The organism is Gammaproteobacteria bacterium, from assembly GCA_015709635.1.
Lineage (GTDB): Bacteria > Pseudomonadota > Gammaproteobacteria > Burkholderiales > Nitrosomonadaceae > Nitrosomonas.
Window position 1 is genome coordinate 2021732 of sequence record CP054180.1, and the last position, 19440, is coordinate 2041171.

The following is a 19440-nucleotide window of genomic DNA, read 5'->3' on the forward strand; positions in this document are numbered from 1 at the left end:
ACGGGGGGCGACAGCGCAGCATTGCGCCACCGACTGCCAAGAAAACAAGGTTTGCAGGGTTTGCAGTTCGCACCCGGCGTTACGGCCCGATGGGCCAAAAGCCCGGTCAACGCGGACCTGTGCTGGATGGCGGCAACGCAGTAAGGTGCGAACCTGAGTGCGTACCGGGTTCGCAGGTTTGCACCCCGGTGCGCGCGAAAACGGCCGGGGCGAGAACTCAATGCTGGTGCGGGTTTGCCGGTAATTCTCCGCCAGAAGCCGCAAAATCGGCCACCAAGGGTATCCAGAATTTGGACACCCTTGCGGCAAGGGTGTGAATTGAATTCACGCCACGGCCAGTGCGGATCAGACTACGCGATACACCCGCTCGCCGGAATTGTTGTGCGTCAGCACCACGTTCAGGCCGAGCTTTTTGCGCAGCATCCCGGAGATGGCCCCGCGCACCGTGTGCGGCTGCCAGCCAGTGACCTGCATCAGTTGCAGGCTGGTCGCGCCCTGCGGGCGGCGCAACGCCACCACCAGTGCGGTAAGCTTGGTGCCAGGGCGGATTGGGATGCCCTCCAGAAGTTGGAGATCGTCGATGGTGTCCACCGCTTGGACGTCGTTCGGCAGTATAGGTCGCTGCTGGCCGATGGCTGCGTAGCCCGCGTCGGTCAACCGGTGGCCACCGTCGGAAGGCTCGATCCAGCCGCGTTCCAACAGCGCAGCCAGCACCTTGGCCCGCGCTCCACCGCGCAGGGTGCCGGGCGGAATTACCCGCCAATCGGCACGGCGGGCTGCAGTGCGCAGCAGCAGGCTTTGGGCTGGGGAGAGCTTGTGCAATGCGCCCATGGTCACCCCCTTACTTGACCTGGCCGTCAAAGATCGCCAGCAGGTCGTCCAGCGCCTGATCTACCCGCCCGAGGTCACCGACTTGGCCCCAGTGGATGGCGTCAGGGGCGTGGCCGAAGCGGTCCTCGGCCAGTTGCTGCAGGGCTTCAATCTTGTCGAGGATCAGCGGCAGGCGCTGCAGGTAGGTATCGAGGGCGGTGGAATGGGTGGTCATGGCTGGCTCCGGGTTGATTGAACACACGTCCATTCACGCGCTGAACGATCAGGAAGCCAAGCTATCGGCGTAACAGCCATCGTAAATGGGGCAATGGCGCCTTTACTCACCCTGATCAAGCCATCACGGGCATTTCAAGGTGGTCGGCAGCCAGCCCCTCTGGTAGACTTTCAACGATCTTCATCGACTTTGACTCATACCACCCGAGCGCCAATGCCATGACTACCGAACCGTGGGTTACCGCCGAAGATGTCGCCCCGCACTTGGGTGTGGCCAAGGACACCGTTTACCGCTGGCGGGAGCGCAAGGGCCTGCCCGCGCATCGTGTGGGGCGGCTGTGGAAGTTCCAGCTTTCCGAGGTAGATGAATGGGTGCGCGCGGGCGGCGCGGATGAAGAAAAAATGAACGATTCGACAGGAAACCAAGCATGACCAGCATCCAACAACGCGCCGCCCTGCAACGCCAGATCTGGGCCATCGCCAACGATGTGCGTGGCGCTGTCGACGGCTGGGACTTCAAGCAATACGTGCTCGGCACCCTGTTCTATCGCTTCATCAGCGAAAACTTCGCGGCCTACATCGAAGGCGGTGACGACAGCGTTAACTATGCCGAGTTGCCCGACAGCGTCATCACCGCAGACATCAAAGATGACGCCATCAAGACCAAGGGCTACTTCATCTACCCCAGCCAGCTGTTCGCCAAGGTCGCTGCCAGTGCCGCTACCCGCGAAAGCCTGAATACCGACTTGGCCACCATCTTTGCCGCCATTGAAAGCTCAGCCAACGGCTACCCGTCCGAGCACGACATCAAAGGCCTGTTTGCCGATTTCGATACCACCAGCAACCGCCTCGGCAACACCGTCAAAGACAAAAACCTCCGTCTGGCCGCTGTGCTCAAGGGCGTGGCCGAACTGGACTTTGGTGATTCGCACGACGGGGATTTTGAGGAAAACCACATCGACCTGTTTGGCGATGCCTACGAATTCCTCATTTCCAACTACGCAGCCAACGCGGGTAAATCCGGTGGCGAATTCTTCACCCCGCAGCATGTCTCCAAGCTGATTGCCCAGCTCGCCATGCACGGCCAGAAAAGCGTGAACAAGATCTACGACCCGGCCTGTGGCTCGGGCTCGCTGTTACTGCAAGCCAAAAAGCACTTCGATGCACACGTCATTGAGGAAGGTTTTTTTGGGCAAGAAATCAACCACACCACCTACAACCTGGCGCGGATGAATATGTTCTTGCACAACATCAACTACGACAAATTCAACGTTCAACTGGGCAACACCCTCATCGACCCGCACTTCGGCGACGACAAACCCTTCGACGCCATCGTCTCCAACCCGCCATATTCGGTGAAGTGGATAGGCTCGGACGATCCCACCCTGATCAACGACGAACGCTTTGCGCCTGCCGGTGTGCTGGCACCCAAATCCAAGGCCGACTTTGCCTTTGTGCTGCACGCGCTGAGTTACCTCTCCAGCAAAGGCCGCGCTGCCATCGTCTGTTTCCCCGGTATTTTCTATCGTGGCGGGGCCGAGCAAAAAATCCGCCAGTATCTGGTGGACAACAATTACGTCGAAACGGTGATCTCACTCGCGCCCAATCTGTTTTATGGCACCACGATTGCGGTCAATATTCTGGTGCTCTCGAAACACAAAACTGACACCACCACCCAGTTCATCGATGCCAGCGGCCTGTTCAAGAAAGAAACCAACAACAACGTGCTGCTGGATACGCACATCGAACAGATCATGGCAGTGTTCGATAGCAAGGCGAATGTCGATCACTTCGCCTTGTCCGTGCCATTCGAGCAGGTGGCCACCAACGGCTACAACCTCTCGGTCAGCAGCTACATCGAGGCCAAGGACACCCGCGAAGTGGTGGACATCAAGGCACTCAACGCGAAAATCGCCAGCATTGTGGTGCGACAGGCAGAGTTGCGAACTCAGATTGATGCCATCGTTGCTGAGCTGGAAGGAGGCGAGGCATGAGCCGTATTGATGACCTCATTGCCGAACACTGCCCGAATGGGGTGGAATTCAAGGCGCTGGCTGATGTGACCATTCGTGGCTCAAATATTCGATGGGCAAATGCGGGCGGTACCGATTTTCAATATATTGATTTGACTTCAGTAGATCGAGTCACGGGAACGATCGGAGAAACAGCAACGATCAGCGCCGACGATGCGCCGAGTCGCGCCCAACAGATCGTTCGTGAGGGTGATGTTATTTTCGCAACCACCCGACCAACGCAGATGCGTTGGGCAGTAATTCCTGCTGAGTTTGACGGGCAGATTGCCAGCACTGGATATTGCGTTCTAAGACCAATTCAAAACCAGGTGATTACAAACTTCCTTGCACATCTTCTTGGGACGGAGAGATTCCGAAAATACATAGAGGAGAAGCTGGTTCCGGGAAACTACCCGTCAATCCCAGATAGTCGAGTTCGTGAATTCAGGATTCCCGTACCGCCGCTCGAATTGCAGCGCGAAATCGTGAAAGTGCTTGACACTTTCACCAAGCTGGAGGCGGAGCTGGAGGCGGAGCTGGAGGCGGAGCTGGAGGCGCGTCGGCGGCAATACAAGTATTACCGCGACGCGCTCTTGACCTTCGGCGAACGCACGGACGCTGACGCAAGCAAGCAAGCAAGCAAGCATAAGGTGGATGATGCTGAATGAAATAGGTCAATTCATTCGTGGTCGTCGCTTTACGAAAGCGGACTACGTGGATGATGGCATCAGCGTCATCCACTACGGAGAGATTTACACGCAATACGGCGTGTGGGCTGATCACGCCATCTCACAAGTCCGTTCGGATATGGCAGGCACCTTGCGTTACGCCAAGCCCGGCGATGTTGTCATCACCGACGTTGGCGAAACTGTTGAAGATGTCGGCAAGGCCGTGGCATGGCTCGGCGATGACGAGGTGGCTATTCACGACCACTGCTATGCCTTCCGCCATGGCATGAACCCGAAGTTTGTTTCGTACTGCATGCAGACCACGTCGTTCATCGCGGAAAAAGCGAAGTATGTGGCGCGCACCAAAGTCAACACGCTCCTGGTCGATGCTTTCTCAAAAATTCGCATCCCTGTTCCTTCCCTCGAAGAACAGGAGCGCATCGTCGCCATCCTCGACAAGTTCGACACGCTAGTAAACGACCTCTCTTCCGGCCTGCCCGCTGAAATCAAGGCGCGCCGTCAGCAATACGCGCATTACCGCAACAAGCTGTTGAGCTTCGCAGAGCATGAGGCTGCGGCATAACATGGGCAAGACGCTGACCGAAATCGCCGAGCAACTGCAAAACACCGATAAAAAGGTGCAGCTGATCTACGCCTTCAACGGCACGGGCAAGACCCGTCTGTCGCGGGCGTTCAAGGCGCTGATTGCACCCAAAGCGGAGGGTGAAGAGGCGCAGGCGTCTGATTTGGCAGCCAAGAAAATCCTCTACTACAGCGCTTTCACCGAAGATCTGTTCTATTGGGACAACGACCTGGGGCTGGATGCAGAGCCCAAGTTGAAAATCCAACCCAACGCGTTCACCAAATGGGTACTCGAAGAGCAAGGTCAGGATCAGAGCATTACGACGACCTTTCAGAACTACACCAGCGAAAAGCTGACGCCGCATTTCAGCGCGGACTTTTCGACGGTTCGATTTTCATTTGAGCGCGGCAACGAACAGCCAGAACCCCATATCAAGATATCGAAAGGCGAGGAAAGCAATTTTATCTGGAGCGTTTTCAATGCCCTGCTGGAGCAGTTGATTTCCGAGCTGAACATCGCAGACGCCGAAAACCGCTCCACCGATGCTTTCAATAGGCTCGAATACGTATTCATTGACGATCCGGTGAGTTCGCTGGATGAAAACCACTTGATCGAACTGGCGGTTAACTTGGCAGGGCTGATCAAATCCAGCCAATCCGGACTGAAGTTCATCGTCACGACGCACAGCCCGCTGTTCTACAACGTGTTGTTCAATGAGCTGGGCAGCAAGCTGTGCTACCTGCTGGAGCGTTTCGATGATGGCAGTTTTGCCCTCACGGAAAAGCAGGGCGACTCCAACAAGAGCTTTTCCTATCACCTGCACCTGAAGCACACCATTGAGCAGGCGATTGCCGACAACAAGGTGGAAAGATTTCACTTCACCTTGCTGCGCAATCTTTACGAGAAAACGGCCAGTTTTCTGGGCTACCCGAAGTGGTCAGAGCTTTTGCCTGATGACAAGCAGCTCTATTTGGCCCGGATCATCAATTTCACCAGCCACAGCACGCTATCGAATGAAGCCGTTGCGGCGCCAACGCAAGCTGAGAAGGCGACTGTAAAACTGTTGCTCGATCACTTGAAGAGCAACTATGGCTTCTGGCAGCAGGAACAACAAAATGGTTGATTACGCCAAGACGATTGCCGAATCCAAAAACTTCATCGTTCTGGATAAATACACCCAGGAATGGAAGGTCGCAGAAAGCTATCAGAGCGAATATGACTTGGAGCGCGAGTTCATCCAAGATCTGGTCAATCAGGGCTATGAACACCTGCCCGATTTGAGCACGCCGGCGGCCTTGCTGGCCAATGTGCGCGCGCAACTGCAAACGCTCAACAACGTGCAGTTTGCAGATGGCGAGTGGCTGCGGTTTGTCGAAACCTGGCTGGATAAACCCAGTGATGGCATCGTTGAGAAAACCCGCAAGATTCACGACGACTATATCCACGACTTTGTCTTCGACGACGGGCGCATCCAGAACATCTACCTGCTGGACAAGAAAAACATTGCTCGCAACAAGGTGCAGGTGATCAAACAGTTTGAGCAGACCGGCAGCCATGCCAACCGCTACGATGTGACGATTCTGGTCAATGGCCTGCCGCTGGTTCAAGTGGAGCTAAAAAAGCGTGGCGTGGCGATTCGTGAAGCCTTCAATCAGGTGCATCGCTACAGCAAGGAAAGCTTCAACACCGAGCATTCCTTGTTCAAGTACCTGCAGCTGTTTGTGATCTCCAACGGCACCGACAGCCGCTATTTTGCGAACACCACGGCGCGCAACAAGAACAGCTTCGACTTCACCATGAATTGGGCGAAGGCGGACAACAGCCTGATCAAAGATCTGAAGGATTTCACCGCCACCTTCTTCCAGAAACATACCCTGCTCAATGTGCTGTTGCACTACTCGGTATTTGATGTCAGCAACACGCTACTGGTGATGCGCCCGTATCAGATTGCCGCCACCGAGCGCATTCTGTGGAAGGTTAACAGCGCGTATCAGGCCAAGAACTGGAGCCAGCTTGAGGGTGGTGGCTTCATCTGGCACACCACCGGCTCGGGCAAAACCCTGACCAGTTTCAAAGCGGCGCGTTTGGCCACGGAGCTGGACTTCATCGACAAGGTGTTTTTCGTGGTGGACCGCAAGGATCTGGATTACCAGACCATGAAGGAATATCAACGCTTTTCACCGGACAGCGTGAATGGCTCAGACAGCACGGCGGGCCTGAAACGCAATCTGGAAAAGGACGACAACAAGATCGTCGTCACCACCATCCAGAAGCTCAACAATCTGATGAAGAGCGAAGCCGACTTGCCCATCTACGGTAAGCAGGTGGTGTTCATCTTCGACGAGTGCCACCGCAGCCAGTTTGGCGAAGCGCAGAAGAACCTGAAGAAGAAATTCAAGAAGTTCTATCAGTTTGGCTTTACCGGCACGCCGATTTTCCCGGAAAACGCCTTGGGCGCAGAAACCACCGCCAGCGTGTTTGGTCGCGAACTGCATTCTTATGTGATCACCGATGCGATCCGTGATGAAAAGGTGCTGAAGTTCAAGGTGGATTACAACGATGTCCGCCCGCAGTTCAAAGCCATCGAAACCGAGCAGGACGAGAAAAAACTCAGCGCGGCGGAAAACAAGCAGGCCTTATTGCACCCTGACCGTATCCGCGAGATCGCCCAATACATCCTGAACAATTTCCGGCAGAAAACCCACCGCCTGCAAGCGGGCAATAAAGGGTTCAATGCCATGTTCGCAGTCAGCAGCGTGGACGCCGCCAAGCTGTACTATGAATCGTTCCGGGAGCTGCAGAAAGGCAGCGAGAAGCCTTTGAAGGTGGCCACCATCTTCTCGTTCGCCGCCAACGAAGAGCAGGATGCGGTCGGCGACATTCAGGACGAAAGTTTTGATGTCTCGGCCATGAACAGTAGCGCCAAAGAGTTTTTGAGCGCAGCCATCGCGGACTACAACGCGCTATTCAAAACCAATTTCAGCGTGGACAGCAACGGTTTTCAGAACTATTACCGCGATTTGGCCAAGCAGGTCAAAGCCAAGGAAATCGACCTGCTGATTGTGGTCGGCATGTTCCTGACCGGCTTTGACGCCCCCACGCTGAATACCTTGTTCGTAGACAAAAACCTGCGCTACCACGGGCTGATGCAGGCCTACTCGCGCACCAACCGTATTTTCGACGCCACCAAAACCTTCGGCAATATCGTCACCTTCCGCGACCTGGAACAGGCAACCATCGACGCCATCACCCTGTTCGGCGACAAGAACACCAAGAACGTGGTGCTGGAGAAGAGCTACAAGGAATACATGGAAGGCTTCACCGATGCGACCACCGGCGAGGCGCGGCGTGGCTTTGTAGAAGTGGTGAAGGAACTGGAGCAGCGTTTTCCTGACCCCGCTGCTATTGAAAAAGAGGCGGACAAAAAAGCCTTCGCAAAACTGTTTGGCGAGTATTTGCGCGTTGAGAACGTGCTGCAAAACTACGACGAATTCGCCAGCCTGAAGGATTTGCAAACCGTCGACATGACCGACCCGGCTGCGGTTGAGGCGTTCAAGGTAAAACACTATTTAAGTGACGATGACTTGACTGCACTCCAAACCATCACGCTGCCGGCCGAGCGGAAAATTCAGGATTATCGCTCGACATACAACGATGTGCGCGACTGGCTGCGTCGTGACAAAGCGGGGGCAGAGAAGGATAAATCCACCATCGATTGGGATGACGTGGTCTTTGAGGTGGATCTGCTGAAATCACAGGAAATCAATCTGGATTACATCCTGGAGCTGATTTTTGAGCACAACAAGAAGATCAAGAGCAAATCGGAGTTGGTGGACGAAGTGCGCCGGGTCATTCGCGCCAGCCTGGGCAACCGGGCCAAAGAGAGCTTGCTGGTCGATTTCATCAATCAGACCGATCTGGATCAGATTGGTGACAAGGCCAGTGTGATTGATGCTTTCTTCACCTTTGCCCAAGCCGAACAGCAGCGTGAGGCGCAAGAGCTGATCAGCGCCGAAAATCTGAATGCCGAAGCGGCTCGGCGCTATATCACCACCTCACTCAAGCGGGAATTCGCCAGTGATAGCGGCACGGAGCTCAACGCTGTTCTGCCCAAGATGAGCCCGCTGAACCCGCAGTACCTGACCAAAAAGCAAAGCGTGTTCCAGAAAATCGCGGCTTTTGTTGAGAAGTTCAAAGGCGTGGGCGGCGTGATATGACCCAGCGCAAACCACCCCAGCCGCCCAAGAAATCCGAGGTTTCCATCGTCCGCTCCTCGGCGGCGGAATACCTGACGTTCATCGCCGCCAGCGGCCAGGGCGGCGTGGAAGCGGTGTACGCCGAAGAGAACGTCTGGATCACCCAAAAAATGATGGGCGTGCTGTACGACGTGAACGTGCGCACGGTGAATGAGCACCTGAAAAAAATCTTTAGTGACAGCGAGCTGCAGGAAGATTCAGTTATCCGGAAATTCCGGATAACTGCCTCCGACGGCAAGAGCTACAACACCCAGCACTACAGCCTGCCTGCCATCATCGCGGTGGGCTACAAGGTCAATTCCGAGCGTGCGGTGCAGTTCCGCAAGTGGGCCACGGGCATCATCGAGCAGTTCACCATCAAGGCCTATGTGATGGATGATGAGCGCATCAAGGCAGGTGGTTTCGTGCTCACCGAGCAGTACTTCGAAGAGCAGCTGCAGCGCATCCGCGAAATACGCCTCTCAGAGCGCAAGTTCTACCAGAAGATCACAGACATCTACGCCACGGCGATGGACTACGACGTGACGGCGCAGGCCACCAAGCGTTTTTTCGCCACGGTGCAAAACAAGTTGCACTGGGCCATTCACGGTCAGACAGCGGCCGAGGTGGTCTACTGCCGCGCCGATGCCGATCAGCCCAACATGGGGCTGAGCACGCGGAAGGATGCCCCGGCGGGCAAGATTCAGAAATTCGATGTGGTGGTGGCCAAGAACTACCTCACCGAGGTTGAGATGGCGCAACTCTCCCGCTTGGTCAACGCCTATCTGGATGTAGCCGAGGACATGGCACAGCGCAAGATTCCCATGACCATGCAGGATTGGGAAAGCCGCCTGAACCGTTTCATCGAGGCCACCGATCGCGAGGTGTTGCAGGACGCAGGCAAGGTCACGGCAGAAATCGCCAAGGCCCACGCCGAAAGCGAGTTTGAAAAGTACCGCATTGTGCAGGACCGCCTGTTTGAAAGCGATTTTGACCGGCTGCTCAACCAGATTGAGCCCAACAGTCAACCGGACATCGATGGGGATTAACGGTCAATGGCCGACTCGTCAGAGCTTGCAGCCATTCAAGCCGAAAATGCCCGCCTGATTGCGCTGCTCGAAACCCACGGCATTGAGTGGCGGTTGCCACAGCCAGCCGCAATTGCGGCTCAAGAACCAGAACCATCCCGCCTTTCCACGGCTGAAAAGGTGGCGCTGTTCCGCCGTCTGTTTCGCGGGCGCACGGATGTGTACCCAATCCGCTGGGAAGGCAAGACCTCGGGCAAGTCAGGCTATGCCCCAGCCTGCGCCAACGAGTGGCGCGCCGGTGTCTGTGAAAAACCGCGCATCAAGTGCGGCGATTGCAGCAACCGCCTGCTGATACCTCTGTCGGATGCGGTGATCTACGATCATCTGGCTGGCGAGCACACGGTCGGCGTTTATCCGCTACTGGAGGATGACACCTGCTATTTTCTGGCAGTCGATTTTGACGAGGCCGACTGGCGCGACGATGCCCGGGCCTTCATGCAGTCCTGTGAGGAGCTGGGCGTGCCAGCTGCGTTGGAGATTTCGAGATCCGGCAAAGGTGCGCACGTGTGGGTATTTTTTGCCAGCCGAGTTTCGGCCCGTGATGCCCGGCGTTTGGGCACGGCGATCATCAGCCATACGTGCTCACGCACTCGGCAACTGAAGCTGGAATCCTACGACCGCCTGTTTCCGAACCAGGACACGATGCCCAAGGGTGGCTTCGGCAACCTGATCGCCTTGCCGCTACAGAAATGGCCACGCGAGAATGGTTGCAGCGTATTCGTGGATGCCGATCTGCGCCCGTATCCGGATCAGTGGGGTTTCCTCGCATCCATCCTGCCCATGGTAGTACACGATATCGAGCCAACCATTCTGCGTGCCACGGGTGGTGTTCATCCACTGGACGTCACCTTCATCGACGAAGAGGATCTTGCCACACCCTGGAAACGCGAGGCCACGCCAGCCAAAAAATTGTCCGTCCCGATGCCGAAGTCGTTGACGGTCACGCTGGCCAATCTGATCTATTTCGAGAAGGCTCAATTGCCACAGGCATTGGCCAACCGCCTGATTCGGCTGGCGGCATTTCAGAATCCAGAGTTCTACAAGGCTCAGGCCATGCGTATGTCCGTGTGGGACAAGCCGCGCGTCATCGGCAATGCCGAAAATTATCCACAGCACATTGCCTTGCCCCGGGGCTGTCTCGATGCCGCGCTGGATTTACTGCGGGAAAACGGTATCGCCTGTGACCTGCGCGATGAGCACTTCAGCGGGGAGCCAATCGATGTCTCCTTCGTCGGCACTTTGCGTCTTGACCAAGAGGCTGCAGTTGCCGGCATGCTGAGCCACGACAACGGCGTGCTGTGCGCTCCGACAGCCTTTGGCAAGACCGTGACCGCAGCAGCGATGATCGCGCGGCGGGGTGTGAACACTTTGGTGCTGGTGCATCGAACCGAATTGCTCAAACAATGGCAGGAGCGTCTGCAAGCGTTTCTGGGTGTAGGAAAAGGTGTGGTTGGCACCATCGGCGGTGGCAAGGCCAAGCCCACTGGCAAGATCGATATCGCCGTTATGCAGTCGGTATCCCGGCAAGGGGAAGTCAATCCACTGGTCGAAGACTACGGTCAGGTGATCGTGGACGAATGCCACCACGTTGGCGCGGCATCGTTCGATGCCATCCTGAAGCGGACCAAGGCCAAGTACGTGCTGGGCCTGACAGCAACACCCATCCGTCGTGATGGCCAGCAACCGATCATTTTCATGCAGTGCGGACCGATCCGGTACACGGCGGCCAAGCCTGCCGGTGCACCTCACGATCTGGAGGTGGTGCCTCGATCTCGCCACGCACGGATCGAACTGCCCACCGATGCAGGCATTCAAGACGTGTTTCGGCATCTCGCCAATGACCAGGCCAGAACGGAAGCCATCGCCGCCGAGGTACGTGATGCCATCGGGCAGGGACGCAAAGTGCTGGTATTGACCGAACGTACGGAACACCTCGATGCCATCAAGGTGAAACTCGACGGTTTGCAACCAACACCGTTCGTATTGCACGGTCGAATGTCAAAAAAGCAGCGAGCGACGCTGGTGGCAGACTTGGATGCACTGCCGCCCGACGCACCCCGTGTTCTCCTGTCAACCGGCAAGCTGGTTGGCGAGGGCTTCGATCACCCGCCGCTCGACACACTGGTGCTGGCCATGCCTGTGTCCTGGAAAGGCACGCTACAGCAGTACGCAGGACGCCTGCACCGGGAACACGCCAGCAAAACCGACGTTCGTATCATTGACTTCGTTGACACTGGCCACCCGGCGTTGCTTCGGATGTGGGACAAGAGGCAGCGCGGCTACCGGGCTATGGGATATCGGCTGGATAGCCGCGGAGCCGTGGAATGACCCCGCGAAAATGCAGACGCTGTCTGCAATTTTCTCTCCCGCCCGCAGCAACCCGCAGAAGTGCTAACTAGGGCCTGTTAACACTATTTGATATAATACGGTGATGGAAATCACCGAAACTCAATATCAACAGATCGAACACTGCATGCCGCGCCAGCGTGGCAATGTCAGTCATTCCAATCTACAAATTCTCAATGCTATTCTGTATGTTACCGAGCATGGTTGCAAGTGGCGCGGACTACCCAAGCGTTTCGGTAATTGGCATACCATCTACACTCGAATGAATCGATGGGCGAAAAGCGGCGTGCTTCAAAAAGTTTTTGAGCAGCTGCAGCATCAACAAATCATTCGCATCAAGATTGAAGCCGTTTCGATGGATAGCACCAGCATCAAAGTGCACCCTGATGGTACTGGTGCATTAAAAAAAAACGGCCCGCAATCCATCGGCAAATCCCGAGGTGGCTGGACCACTAAAATTCATCTGGTTGCCGCAGATACCAGAACAGCCATAACTTTTTCCTTATCTCCGGGGCATACACATGACGCACCGGAAGGACGACAACTCCTGTTAGCACTCGGCCCCGTCTCTTCTCCTACTCATCTGCTGATGGATCGCGCTTATGAGGGTGATCAAACCAGACAGCTTGCATTGGAGCTCGGTTATATCCCGGTTGTCCCACCCAAAACTAATCGGCTGGAGCTCTGGGAATATGACCGCGCCATGTACAAAAAACGCAATGAGATCGAAAGATTATTCCGCAGACTCAAGGGATTCCGTCGAATATTCTCCAGATTCGACAAACTGGATGTCATTTTTCTCTCATTCATCCATTTCGCTCTCATCGTCGAAGCACTTAGGTAGTGTTAACAGGCCCTAGTCATCCCTGCAAAACACTTAGAGCCTGCATGAACTGCAGGAATCATCAAATTTTAGACGGCATTGATCCCTGAGAATTTATACTATTCGCATCAAAACACTGAGAGAATCAAGAGGAACTGAAATGCCGACCGATGATTTTTTCCGAGCGCGTCTCGATCAGATAATTGATCTGCGTCATCCCCTGGCAGTGCTGTCGAATCGACTGCCGTGGGCTGATATTGAAGCAGCACTTGTCCCTGCTTTTGAGCGTAAAAACCGTCAGGGTGAAGTGTTGGAGATCAACGATCTTTTTGGCACAACATTGGCGATTGCCAGTGGGGGCGTGAGCACTGCGGGTCGCCCCCGCTTGCCGATCCGGTTGATGGCATCGTTGCTGTATCTGAAGCATGCGTTCAACCTCAGTGACGAAGAGCTGGTGGTTCGCTGGCCGGAGAATGTGGTGTGGCAGTATTTCAGCGGCGAGGAATATTACACATCGAAGTTGCCGTGTGATGCCACCCAGATTGGCCGTTTCCGCACCGCCATTGGTGAAGCTGGTGTTGAGAAGCTGCTGAAGGCAACGATTGACACTGCGGTGCACACCAAGGCGGTCAAACCGGCTGAATTCAAACGAGTGATTGTTGACACGACAATTCAGGAAAAGGCAATTGCGCATCCGGTGGATAGCCGGTTACTGGAAATTGCTCGCGGCAAGATTGTGCAAGCAGCCAGACGGGCTGGCATCACCTTGAAGCAAACCTACGCCAAAGAAGGCAAGGCGCTGCGCCGAAGGGCAGGCGGCTATGCCCACGCCAGGCAATTGCGGCGTCTGCACAAAACCGTTAAACGCCAACGCACGATCCTTGGTATCGTGCTGCGGGAGATCCAGCGCAAACTGGCAACCGTGACGACGGTCTGTGCCGCATCGCTGCAGCAATTGACCACGCTATTGGAACGGGCAGGACGGATTCATAAGCAGCAACCCAAGGACAACAACAAACTCTATGCATTGCACGCACCGGAAGCCGAATGCATCGGCAAGGGCAAAGCACGCAAACCTTACGAGTTCGGAGTTAAAGCCGGCATTGCTGTTACGCACAAAAGCGGCCTGATAGTCGGTGCCAGAACCTTTCCTGGCAATCCCTACGATGGTCATATTCTCCACCAACAGCTCGAACAAACGCACAGGCTACTCGAAGATACCGGATCAATACCGAAGCAGGTTATTGCCGATCTCGGGTTCCGGGGAGTGGATGCTGACAATCCGGCAGTGGAAATCATCCATCGCGGCAAGTACAAGTCGCTGACGAAACCGCAGCGGCGCTGGCTCAAGCGCCGGCAGGCCGTGGAACCTGCAATCGGGCATCTGAAGTCGGATCACCGAATGAATCGCTGCTGGTTACCAGGTCAGTTGGGTGATGCACTGCACGCTGTGTTATGTGCGGCTGGCTACAATCTGCGCTGGCTGATGAGAGCTATACACCGTTTGGGCATCAAGAATTCTTTATTGCGACTTGCGCTGCTGCAACTGATCAACACCTTTTACACAAAACGTTCGTTTGTCGGCATGACTGTGTGAATTTTGCAGGGGCGACTAACTAATCTAGGGCCTGTTAACACTATTTGATATAATACGGTGATGGAAATCACCGAAACTCAATATCAACAGATCGAACACTGCATGCCGCGCCAGCGTGGCAATGTCAGTCATTCCAATCTACAAATTCTCAATGCTATTCTGTATGTTACCGAGCATGGTTGCAAGTGGCGCGGACTACCCAAGCGTTTCGGTAATTGGCATACCATCTACACTCGAATGAATCGATGGGCGAAAAGCGGCGTGCTTCAAAAAGTTTTTGAGCAGCTGCAGCATCAACAAATCATTCGCATCAAGATTGAAGCCGTTTCGATGGATAGCACCAGCATCAAAGTGCACCCTGATGGTACTGGTGCATTAAAAAAAACGGCCCGCAATCCATCGGCAAATCCCGAGGTGGCTGGACCACTAAAATTCATCTGGTTGCCGCAGATACCAGAACAGCCATAACTTTTCCTTATCTCCGGGGCATACACATGACGCACCGGAAGGACGACAACTCCTGTTAGCACTCGGCCCCGTCTCTTCTCCTACTCATCTGCTGATGGATCGCGCTTATGAGGGTGATCAAACCAGACAGCTTGCATTGGAGCTCGGTTATATCCCGGTTGTCCCACCCAAAACTAATCGGCTGGAGCTCTGGGAATATGACCGCGCCATGTACAAAAAACGCAATGAGATCGAAAGATTATTCCGCAGACTCAAGGGATTCCGTCGAATATTCTCCAGATTCGACAAACTGGATGTCATTTTTCTCTCATTCATCCATTTCGCTCTCATCGTCGAAGCACTTAGGTAGTGTTAACAGGCCCTAGATAGCCAGTTTTTCGGGTGGGAACCGTCCGCCACCATTACATTTATACAAATCAATAGTTCGCATTATTAACTGACCAAAAACAATACGAAATAGTATGTATTATTGATCGTTTGGTCAGTATTTATGATCGAAAAGCAGCAATCAGCGTGATATGTGTGCAGCTGTAAATAAATGCAGCTGCACACATATCACGTTGATTGCTTTTCCAATTTGCTTAAGCGTTCTTTGAGGTGCTGAATCCGTTCCAAGGTTCGCGATTCAAGTCAGCTTAATGCTTCATCTCCTATCCTGACGCTCGCTCCTGCAATCCGCATTTTTAAATCGATTCCAATATTTCTGGGACATTCTTAGATTCTCTTTATCCTCATTCGTCAATTTCTCCATCAATTGTTTCTGAACTTCTTTCAATTCAAGCTGGGAAGTCTGGTATCCCTCCGCTTTCTTGGTTTGAGCAAATGTTAAGCCTGCCGACAACCCCATTAAAATGATTATTGACTTAAGCAGATCTCCTAAAAGGTATTTTTTCATTACTATTCTCCCAACTTTTCAATTAATGAGTTTTGAATCGTCTTCTGTAAAAGCACAACCCAGCCATGAGAGATAGATTCTTCACAAAAAATTTACAAATAACAGTAAGCTGACACTCCCCAGTTCCGACACTACCTCAACCAATGGCATCAGTGCCTTTTGGCAAGTTTCCAACTAAATCACTACTCGTTGCCGTCGCGGTGAGCTCCCAAAGATCCTGTTACTCTTAAAAAAAACAACAATATCCGGGACGCAACGAAATAATACCGCCAAAATCTGTCACCTCACCGAACAACTCAGAGCACTTTATCCTTGCGCGGCGGACTACGCCCTGAAAATTGCAAGACTCGCCACGGAGTTCTACAGCGCAGAAAACACGAGAAGTACAGCGGTGGCGCAAATATGCGATGGATAAGGATGAATTGCATATCAATGCAATTAAGCACATTGGCGAAATCATGGAACGGACTTGATCCGTTCGAGAAAACAGCAATTGAGATTCTGGAAGCTTATCAAAAGTCACAGAAATCCCAAGAAAAACCAAGCCAAGTCCCTGAAACATCACAAGCACAGCAAATACTGCAACAAAAAATCTCAGACGCTTTACCTCATGATCTGGATCATCCTGAGTCCTTAGAAACTCACGAACAAGAAAAATCAGCGCAAGAGAGAGAAAAACAAGAACAACTATCGCTGGAAAATCCATTGGACACCAATCATTCCAAAAATTAATTCAGATAATGGTAATGGTTGGTTGGAATAATTAATGTGCGATTTTCCGCTTTGTGCGGCTGCTACATAATGCCGGAAAAATAGCACCTGACAGCGTAGTTTATACAGATTGTTATCGCAGTTACAATGCGCTTGATGTGAATCATTTTTACCATGAACGGATCAATCATTCCACACTCTTTGCTCAAGGTAAGAATCACATCAATGGCATTGAGAACTTTTGGAATCAGGCTAAATGCGTCTTAAGAAAATACAATGGCATTCCTAAAGAATCATTTCCACTGTTTCTCAAAGAATGCGAATTCAGATTCAATTATGGAACACCTAAACAACAACTAAAAATACTCAAACTTTGGACTCAGAATGAACAACCCCGCCGCAAGCAGCGGGGTATCAGAAGAGAGCGAGTTGTCTGTCTTCGTATAACTGCTGATAGACATCTCCCTGCTTTCTAACGTAATTTCTTATTGTGTCCTCATCGCCATGACGGCCAACTGTGCTGACGAAATAACCATCAGTCCAGAATTCCCCGCCCCACAACTGTTTCTTCACATGAGGGCACAAGCGAAACACCTCCCGCGCCGTGATGCTCTTGATCAGTATTACCAGTTTTGTGACACTGTATGCGGGAACCGACTGCACCAGAAAATGCACATGATCCTTATCCGTACCGATCTCCATGAACTTCAACTGGTAACGCCGTTCGAGATCTAAACAGACATCCCGCAACACCCCATCCACAGCCTCGTCAAATACGGCGCGGCGATATTTCGCCGGAAACACCAGATGATAAAGCAGCACCGTTACATTATGGCTCTTATGTAGTCATCCCTGCAAAACACTTAGAGCCTGCATGAACTGCAGGAATCATCAAATTTTAGACGGCATTGATCCCTGAGAATTTATACTATTCGCATCAAAACACTGAGAGAATCAAGAGGAACTGAAATGCCGACCGATGATTTTTTCCGAGCGCGTCTCGATCAGATAATTGATCTGCGTCATCCCCTGGCAGTGCTGTCGAATCGACTGCCGTGGGCTGATATTGAAGCAGCACTTGTCCCTGCTTTTGAGCGTAAAAACCGTCAGGGTGAAGTGTTGGAGATCAACGATCTTTTTGGCACAACATTGGCGATTGCCAGTGGGGGCGTGAGCACTGCGGGTCGCCCCCGCTTGCCGATCCGGTTGATGGCATCGTTGCTGTATCTGAAGCATGCGTTCAACCTCAGTGACGAAGAGCTGGTGGTTCGCTGGTCGGAGAATGTGGTGTGGCAGTATTTCAGCGGCGAGGAATATTACACATCGAAGTTGCCGTGTGATGCCACCCAGATTGGCCGTTTCCGCACCGCCATTGGTGAAGCTGGTGTTGAGAAGCTGGTGTTGAGAAGCTGCTGAAGGCAACGATTGACACTGCGGTGCACACCAAGGCGGTCAAACCGGCTGAATTCAAACGAGTGATTGTTGACACGACAATTCAGGAAAAGGCAATTGCGCATCCGGTGGATAGCCGGTTACTGGAAATTGCTCGCGGCAAGATTGTGCAAGCAGCCAGACGGGCTGGCATCACCTTGAAGCAAACCTACGCCAAAGAAGGCAAGGCGCTGCGCCGAAGGGCAGGCGGCTATGCCCACGCCAGGCAATTGCGGCGTCTGCACAAAACCGTTAAACGCCAACGCACGATCCTTGGTATCGTGCTGCGGGAGATCCAGCGCAAACTGGCAACCGTGACGACGGTCTGTGCCGCATCGCTGCAGCAATTGACCACGCTATTGGAACGGGCAGGACGGATTCATAAGCAGCAACCCAAGGACAACAACAAACTCTATGCATTGCACGCACCGGAAGCCGAATGCATCGGCAAGGGCAAAGCACGCAAACCTTACGAGTTCGGAGTTAAAGCCGGCATTGCTGTTACGCACAAAAGCGGCCTGATAGTCGGTGCCAGAACCTTTCCTGGCAATCCCTACGATGGTCATATTCTCCACCAACAGCTCGAACAAACGCACAGGCTACTCGAAGATACCGGATCAATACCGAAGCAGGTTATTGCCGATCTCGGGTTCGGGGAGTGGATGCTGATAATCCGGCAGTGGAAATCATCCATCGCGGCAAGTACAAGTCGCTGACGAAACCGCAGCGGCGCTGGCTCAAGCGCCGGCAGGCCGTGGAACCTGCAATCGGGCATCTGAAGTCGGATCACCGAATGGATCGCTGCTGGTTACCAGGTCAGTTGGGTGATGCACTGCACGCTGTGTTATGTGCGGCTGGCTACAATCTGCGCTGGCTGATGAGAGCTATACACCGTTTGGGCATCAAGAATTCTTTATTGCGACTTGCGCTGCTGCAACTGATCAACACCTTTTACACAAAACGTTCGTTTGTCGGCATGACTGTGTGAATTTTGCAGGGGCGACTATGTATATATTCGCTCACACGAATATATTACGCCCCAAGGGGCGGGGGAATAAATCCCGGAAAGATTTAACCTGATCTACTACAGCCCCAAACTAAAATATCAACAGGAGGCAAAAACCAACTCAGTCCGGTCCACTTATCCACAGAAGCGTAGTATCCTGCGCTCTGTTTCCCCTTGGTCATTTTTTAACCGTAATGGCTGTCAATTTTAAACCGGTATCAACACTTACACCTTATTTCATAAAAAGTTTTTTTCATTATCCACAAATTCTGTGGATAACTTTGTTAATAATAGCTTGTTTGAATAGTTAACCCGCAAATTTCTAAGGATTTTCCTTAGATTGGTTATTTATTTAACACCTTAGTTATTTATGAATTATCAATCAGTTGTAGGATATTTTTTATTTTAATCGGATGATATCAGAGTGATATCCATCATTTTTTAAAACTGTGGATTATTTGAAATGTCAAGCAAAAAATAGCAGCGCTCTTTGATCATAAAATAGTCATTTATATCAATTTAAACCACTAATG

At 53.0% G+C, this 19440-nt stretch carries 13 protein-coding genes and 5 pseudogenes; 14 read left to right on the forward strand and 4 right to left on the reverse strand.

Annotated elements, in window-relative coordinates:
* The first annotated feature begins 89 nt into the window (after positions 1-89).
* A complete protein-coding gene (locus tag HRU78_09595; protein QOJ23868.1) occupies positions 90-317 on the forward strand; it encodes a hypothetical protein in 228 nt (75 codons plus the stop codon).
* A 28-nt stretch (positions 318-345) separates the two neighbouring features.
* Here HRU78_09595 and HRU78_09600 read toward each other — a convergent pair whose 3' ends face one another.
* Positions 346-831: a DUF3489 domain-containing protein gene (locus tag HRU78_09600; protein QOJ23869.1), complete on the reverse strand. Its 486-nt coding sequence runs from the start codon at positions 829-831 to the stop codon at positions 346-348.
* A gap of 10 nt (positions 832-841) precedes the next feature.
* Positions 842-1045, reverse strand: coding sequence for a hypothetical protein (locus tag HRU78_09605; protein ID QOJ23870.1), 204 nt, complete (start codon positions 1043-1045; stop codon positions 842-844).
* A gap of 218 nt (positions 1046-1263) precedes the next feature.
* On the opposite strand from HRU78_09605, the gene HRU78_09610 reads away from it, so the two are divergent.
* From HRU78_09610 to HRU78_09655, 10 genes and pseudogenes are all read left to right on the forward strand, one after another.
* Positions 1264-1476: a helix-turn-helix domain-containing protein gene (locus HRU78_09610; protein ID QOJ23871.1), complete on the forward strand. Its 213-nt coding sequence runs from the start codon at positions 1264-1266 to the stop codon at positions 1474-1476.
* Complete coding sequence (locus HRU78_09615; GenBank protein ID QOJ23872.1) at positions 1473-3038, forward strand: type I restriction-modification system subunit M; 1566 nt, start codon at positions 1473-1475, stop codon at positions 3036-3038. The genes HRU78_09610 and HRU78_09615 overlap by 4 nt, the downstream gene beginning before the upstream one ends.
* A gap of 263 nt (positions 3039-3301) precedes the next feature.
* Positions 3302-4307: pseudogene (locus tag HRU78_09620) on the forward strand (restriction endonuclease subunit S).
* Position 4308: 1 nt separating this feature from the next.
* Positions 4309-5430 carry an anticodon nuclease gene (locus tag HRU78_09625; protein QOJ23873.1) on the forward strand — a complete coding sequence of 374 codons (1122 nt, stop codon included), beginning with the start codon at positions 4309-4311 and terminating at the stop codon, positions 5428-5430.
* Entirely contained in the window at positions 5423-8524 is a 3102-nt protein-coding gene (locus tag HRU78_09630; GenBank protein ID QOJ23874.1) for a type I restriction endonuclease subunit R, read from the forward strand. Before HRU78_09625 ends, HRU78_09630 begins: the two co-directional genes overlap by 8 nt.
* Positions 8521-9591: a virulence RhuM family protein gene (locus tag HRU78_09635; protein ID QOJ23875.1), complete on the forward strand. Its 1071-nt coding sequence runs from the start codon at positions 8521-8523 to the stop codon at positions 9589-9591. The genes HRU78_09630 and HRU78_09635 overlap by 4 nt, the downstream gene beginning before the upstream one ends.
* A 6-nt stretch (positions 9592-9597) precedes the next feature.
* Positions 9598-11958 carry a DEAD/DEAH box helicase family protein gene (locus tag HRU78_09640; GenBank protein QOJ23876.1) on the forward strand — a complete coding sequence of 787 codons (2361 nt, stop codon included), beginning with the start codon at positions 9598-9600 and terminating at the stop codon, positions 11956-11958.
* Between the two features lie 103 nt (positions 11959-12061).
* Positions 12062-12820, forward strand: a complete 759-nt coding sequence (locus HRU78_09645; GenBank protein QOJ25003.1) for an IS5 family transposase — start codon at positions 12062-12064, stop codon at positions 12818-12820.
* 139 nt (positions 12821-12959) lie between these two features.
* Positions 12960-14396 carry an IS5 family transposase gene (locus HRU78_09650; GenBank protein QOJ23877.1) on the forward strand — a complete coding sequence of 479 codons (1437 nt, stop codon included), beginning with the start codon at positions 12960-12962 and terminating at the stop codon, positions 14394-14396.
* 60 nt (positions 14397-14456) lie between these two features.
* Positions 14457-15213 (forward strand): annotated as a pseudogene (locus tag HRU78_09655) (IS5 family transposase).
* A 294-nt stretch (positions 15214-15507) separates the two neighbouring features.
* Here the strand turns inward: HRU78_09655 and HRU78_09660 are convergent.
* Entirely contained in the window at positions 15508-15759 is a 252-nt protein-coding gene (locus HRU78_09660; GenBank protein ID QOJ23878.1) for a DUF1311 domain-containing protein, read from the reverse strand.
* A gap of 432 nt (positions 15760-16191) precedes the next feature.
* Between HRU78_09660 and HRU78_09665 the strand changes: the two genes are divergently transcribed.
* Positions 16192-16491 carry a hypothetical protein gene (locus tag HRU78_09665; GenBank protein QOJ23879.1) on the forward strand — a complete coding sequence of 100 codons (300 nt, stop codon included), beginning with the start codon at positions 16192-16194 and terminating at the stop codon, positions 16489-16491.
* 77 nt (positions 16492-16568) lie between these two features.
* A pseudogene (locus tag HRU78_09670) lies at positions 16569-16841 on the forward strand (transposase).
* A 43-nt stretch (positions 16842-16884) separates the two neighbouring features.
* Here the strand turns inward: HRU78_09670 and tnpA are convergent.
* A pseudogene (tnpA, locus tag HRU78_09675) lies at positions 16885-17328 on the reverse strand (IS200/IS605 family transposase).
* Between the two features lie 111 nt (positions 17329-17439).
* On the opposite strand from tnpA, the pseudogene HRU78_09680 reads away from it, so the two are divergent.
* Positions 17440-18889: pseudogene (locus tag HRU78_09680) on the forward strand (IS5 family transposase).
* Positions 18890-19440: the final 551 nt, after the last annotated feature.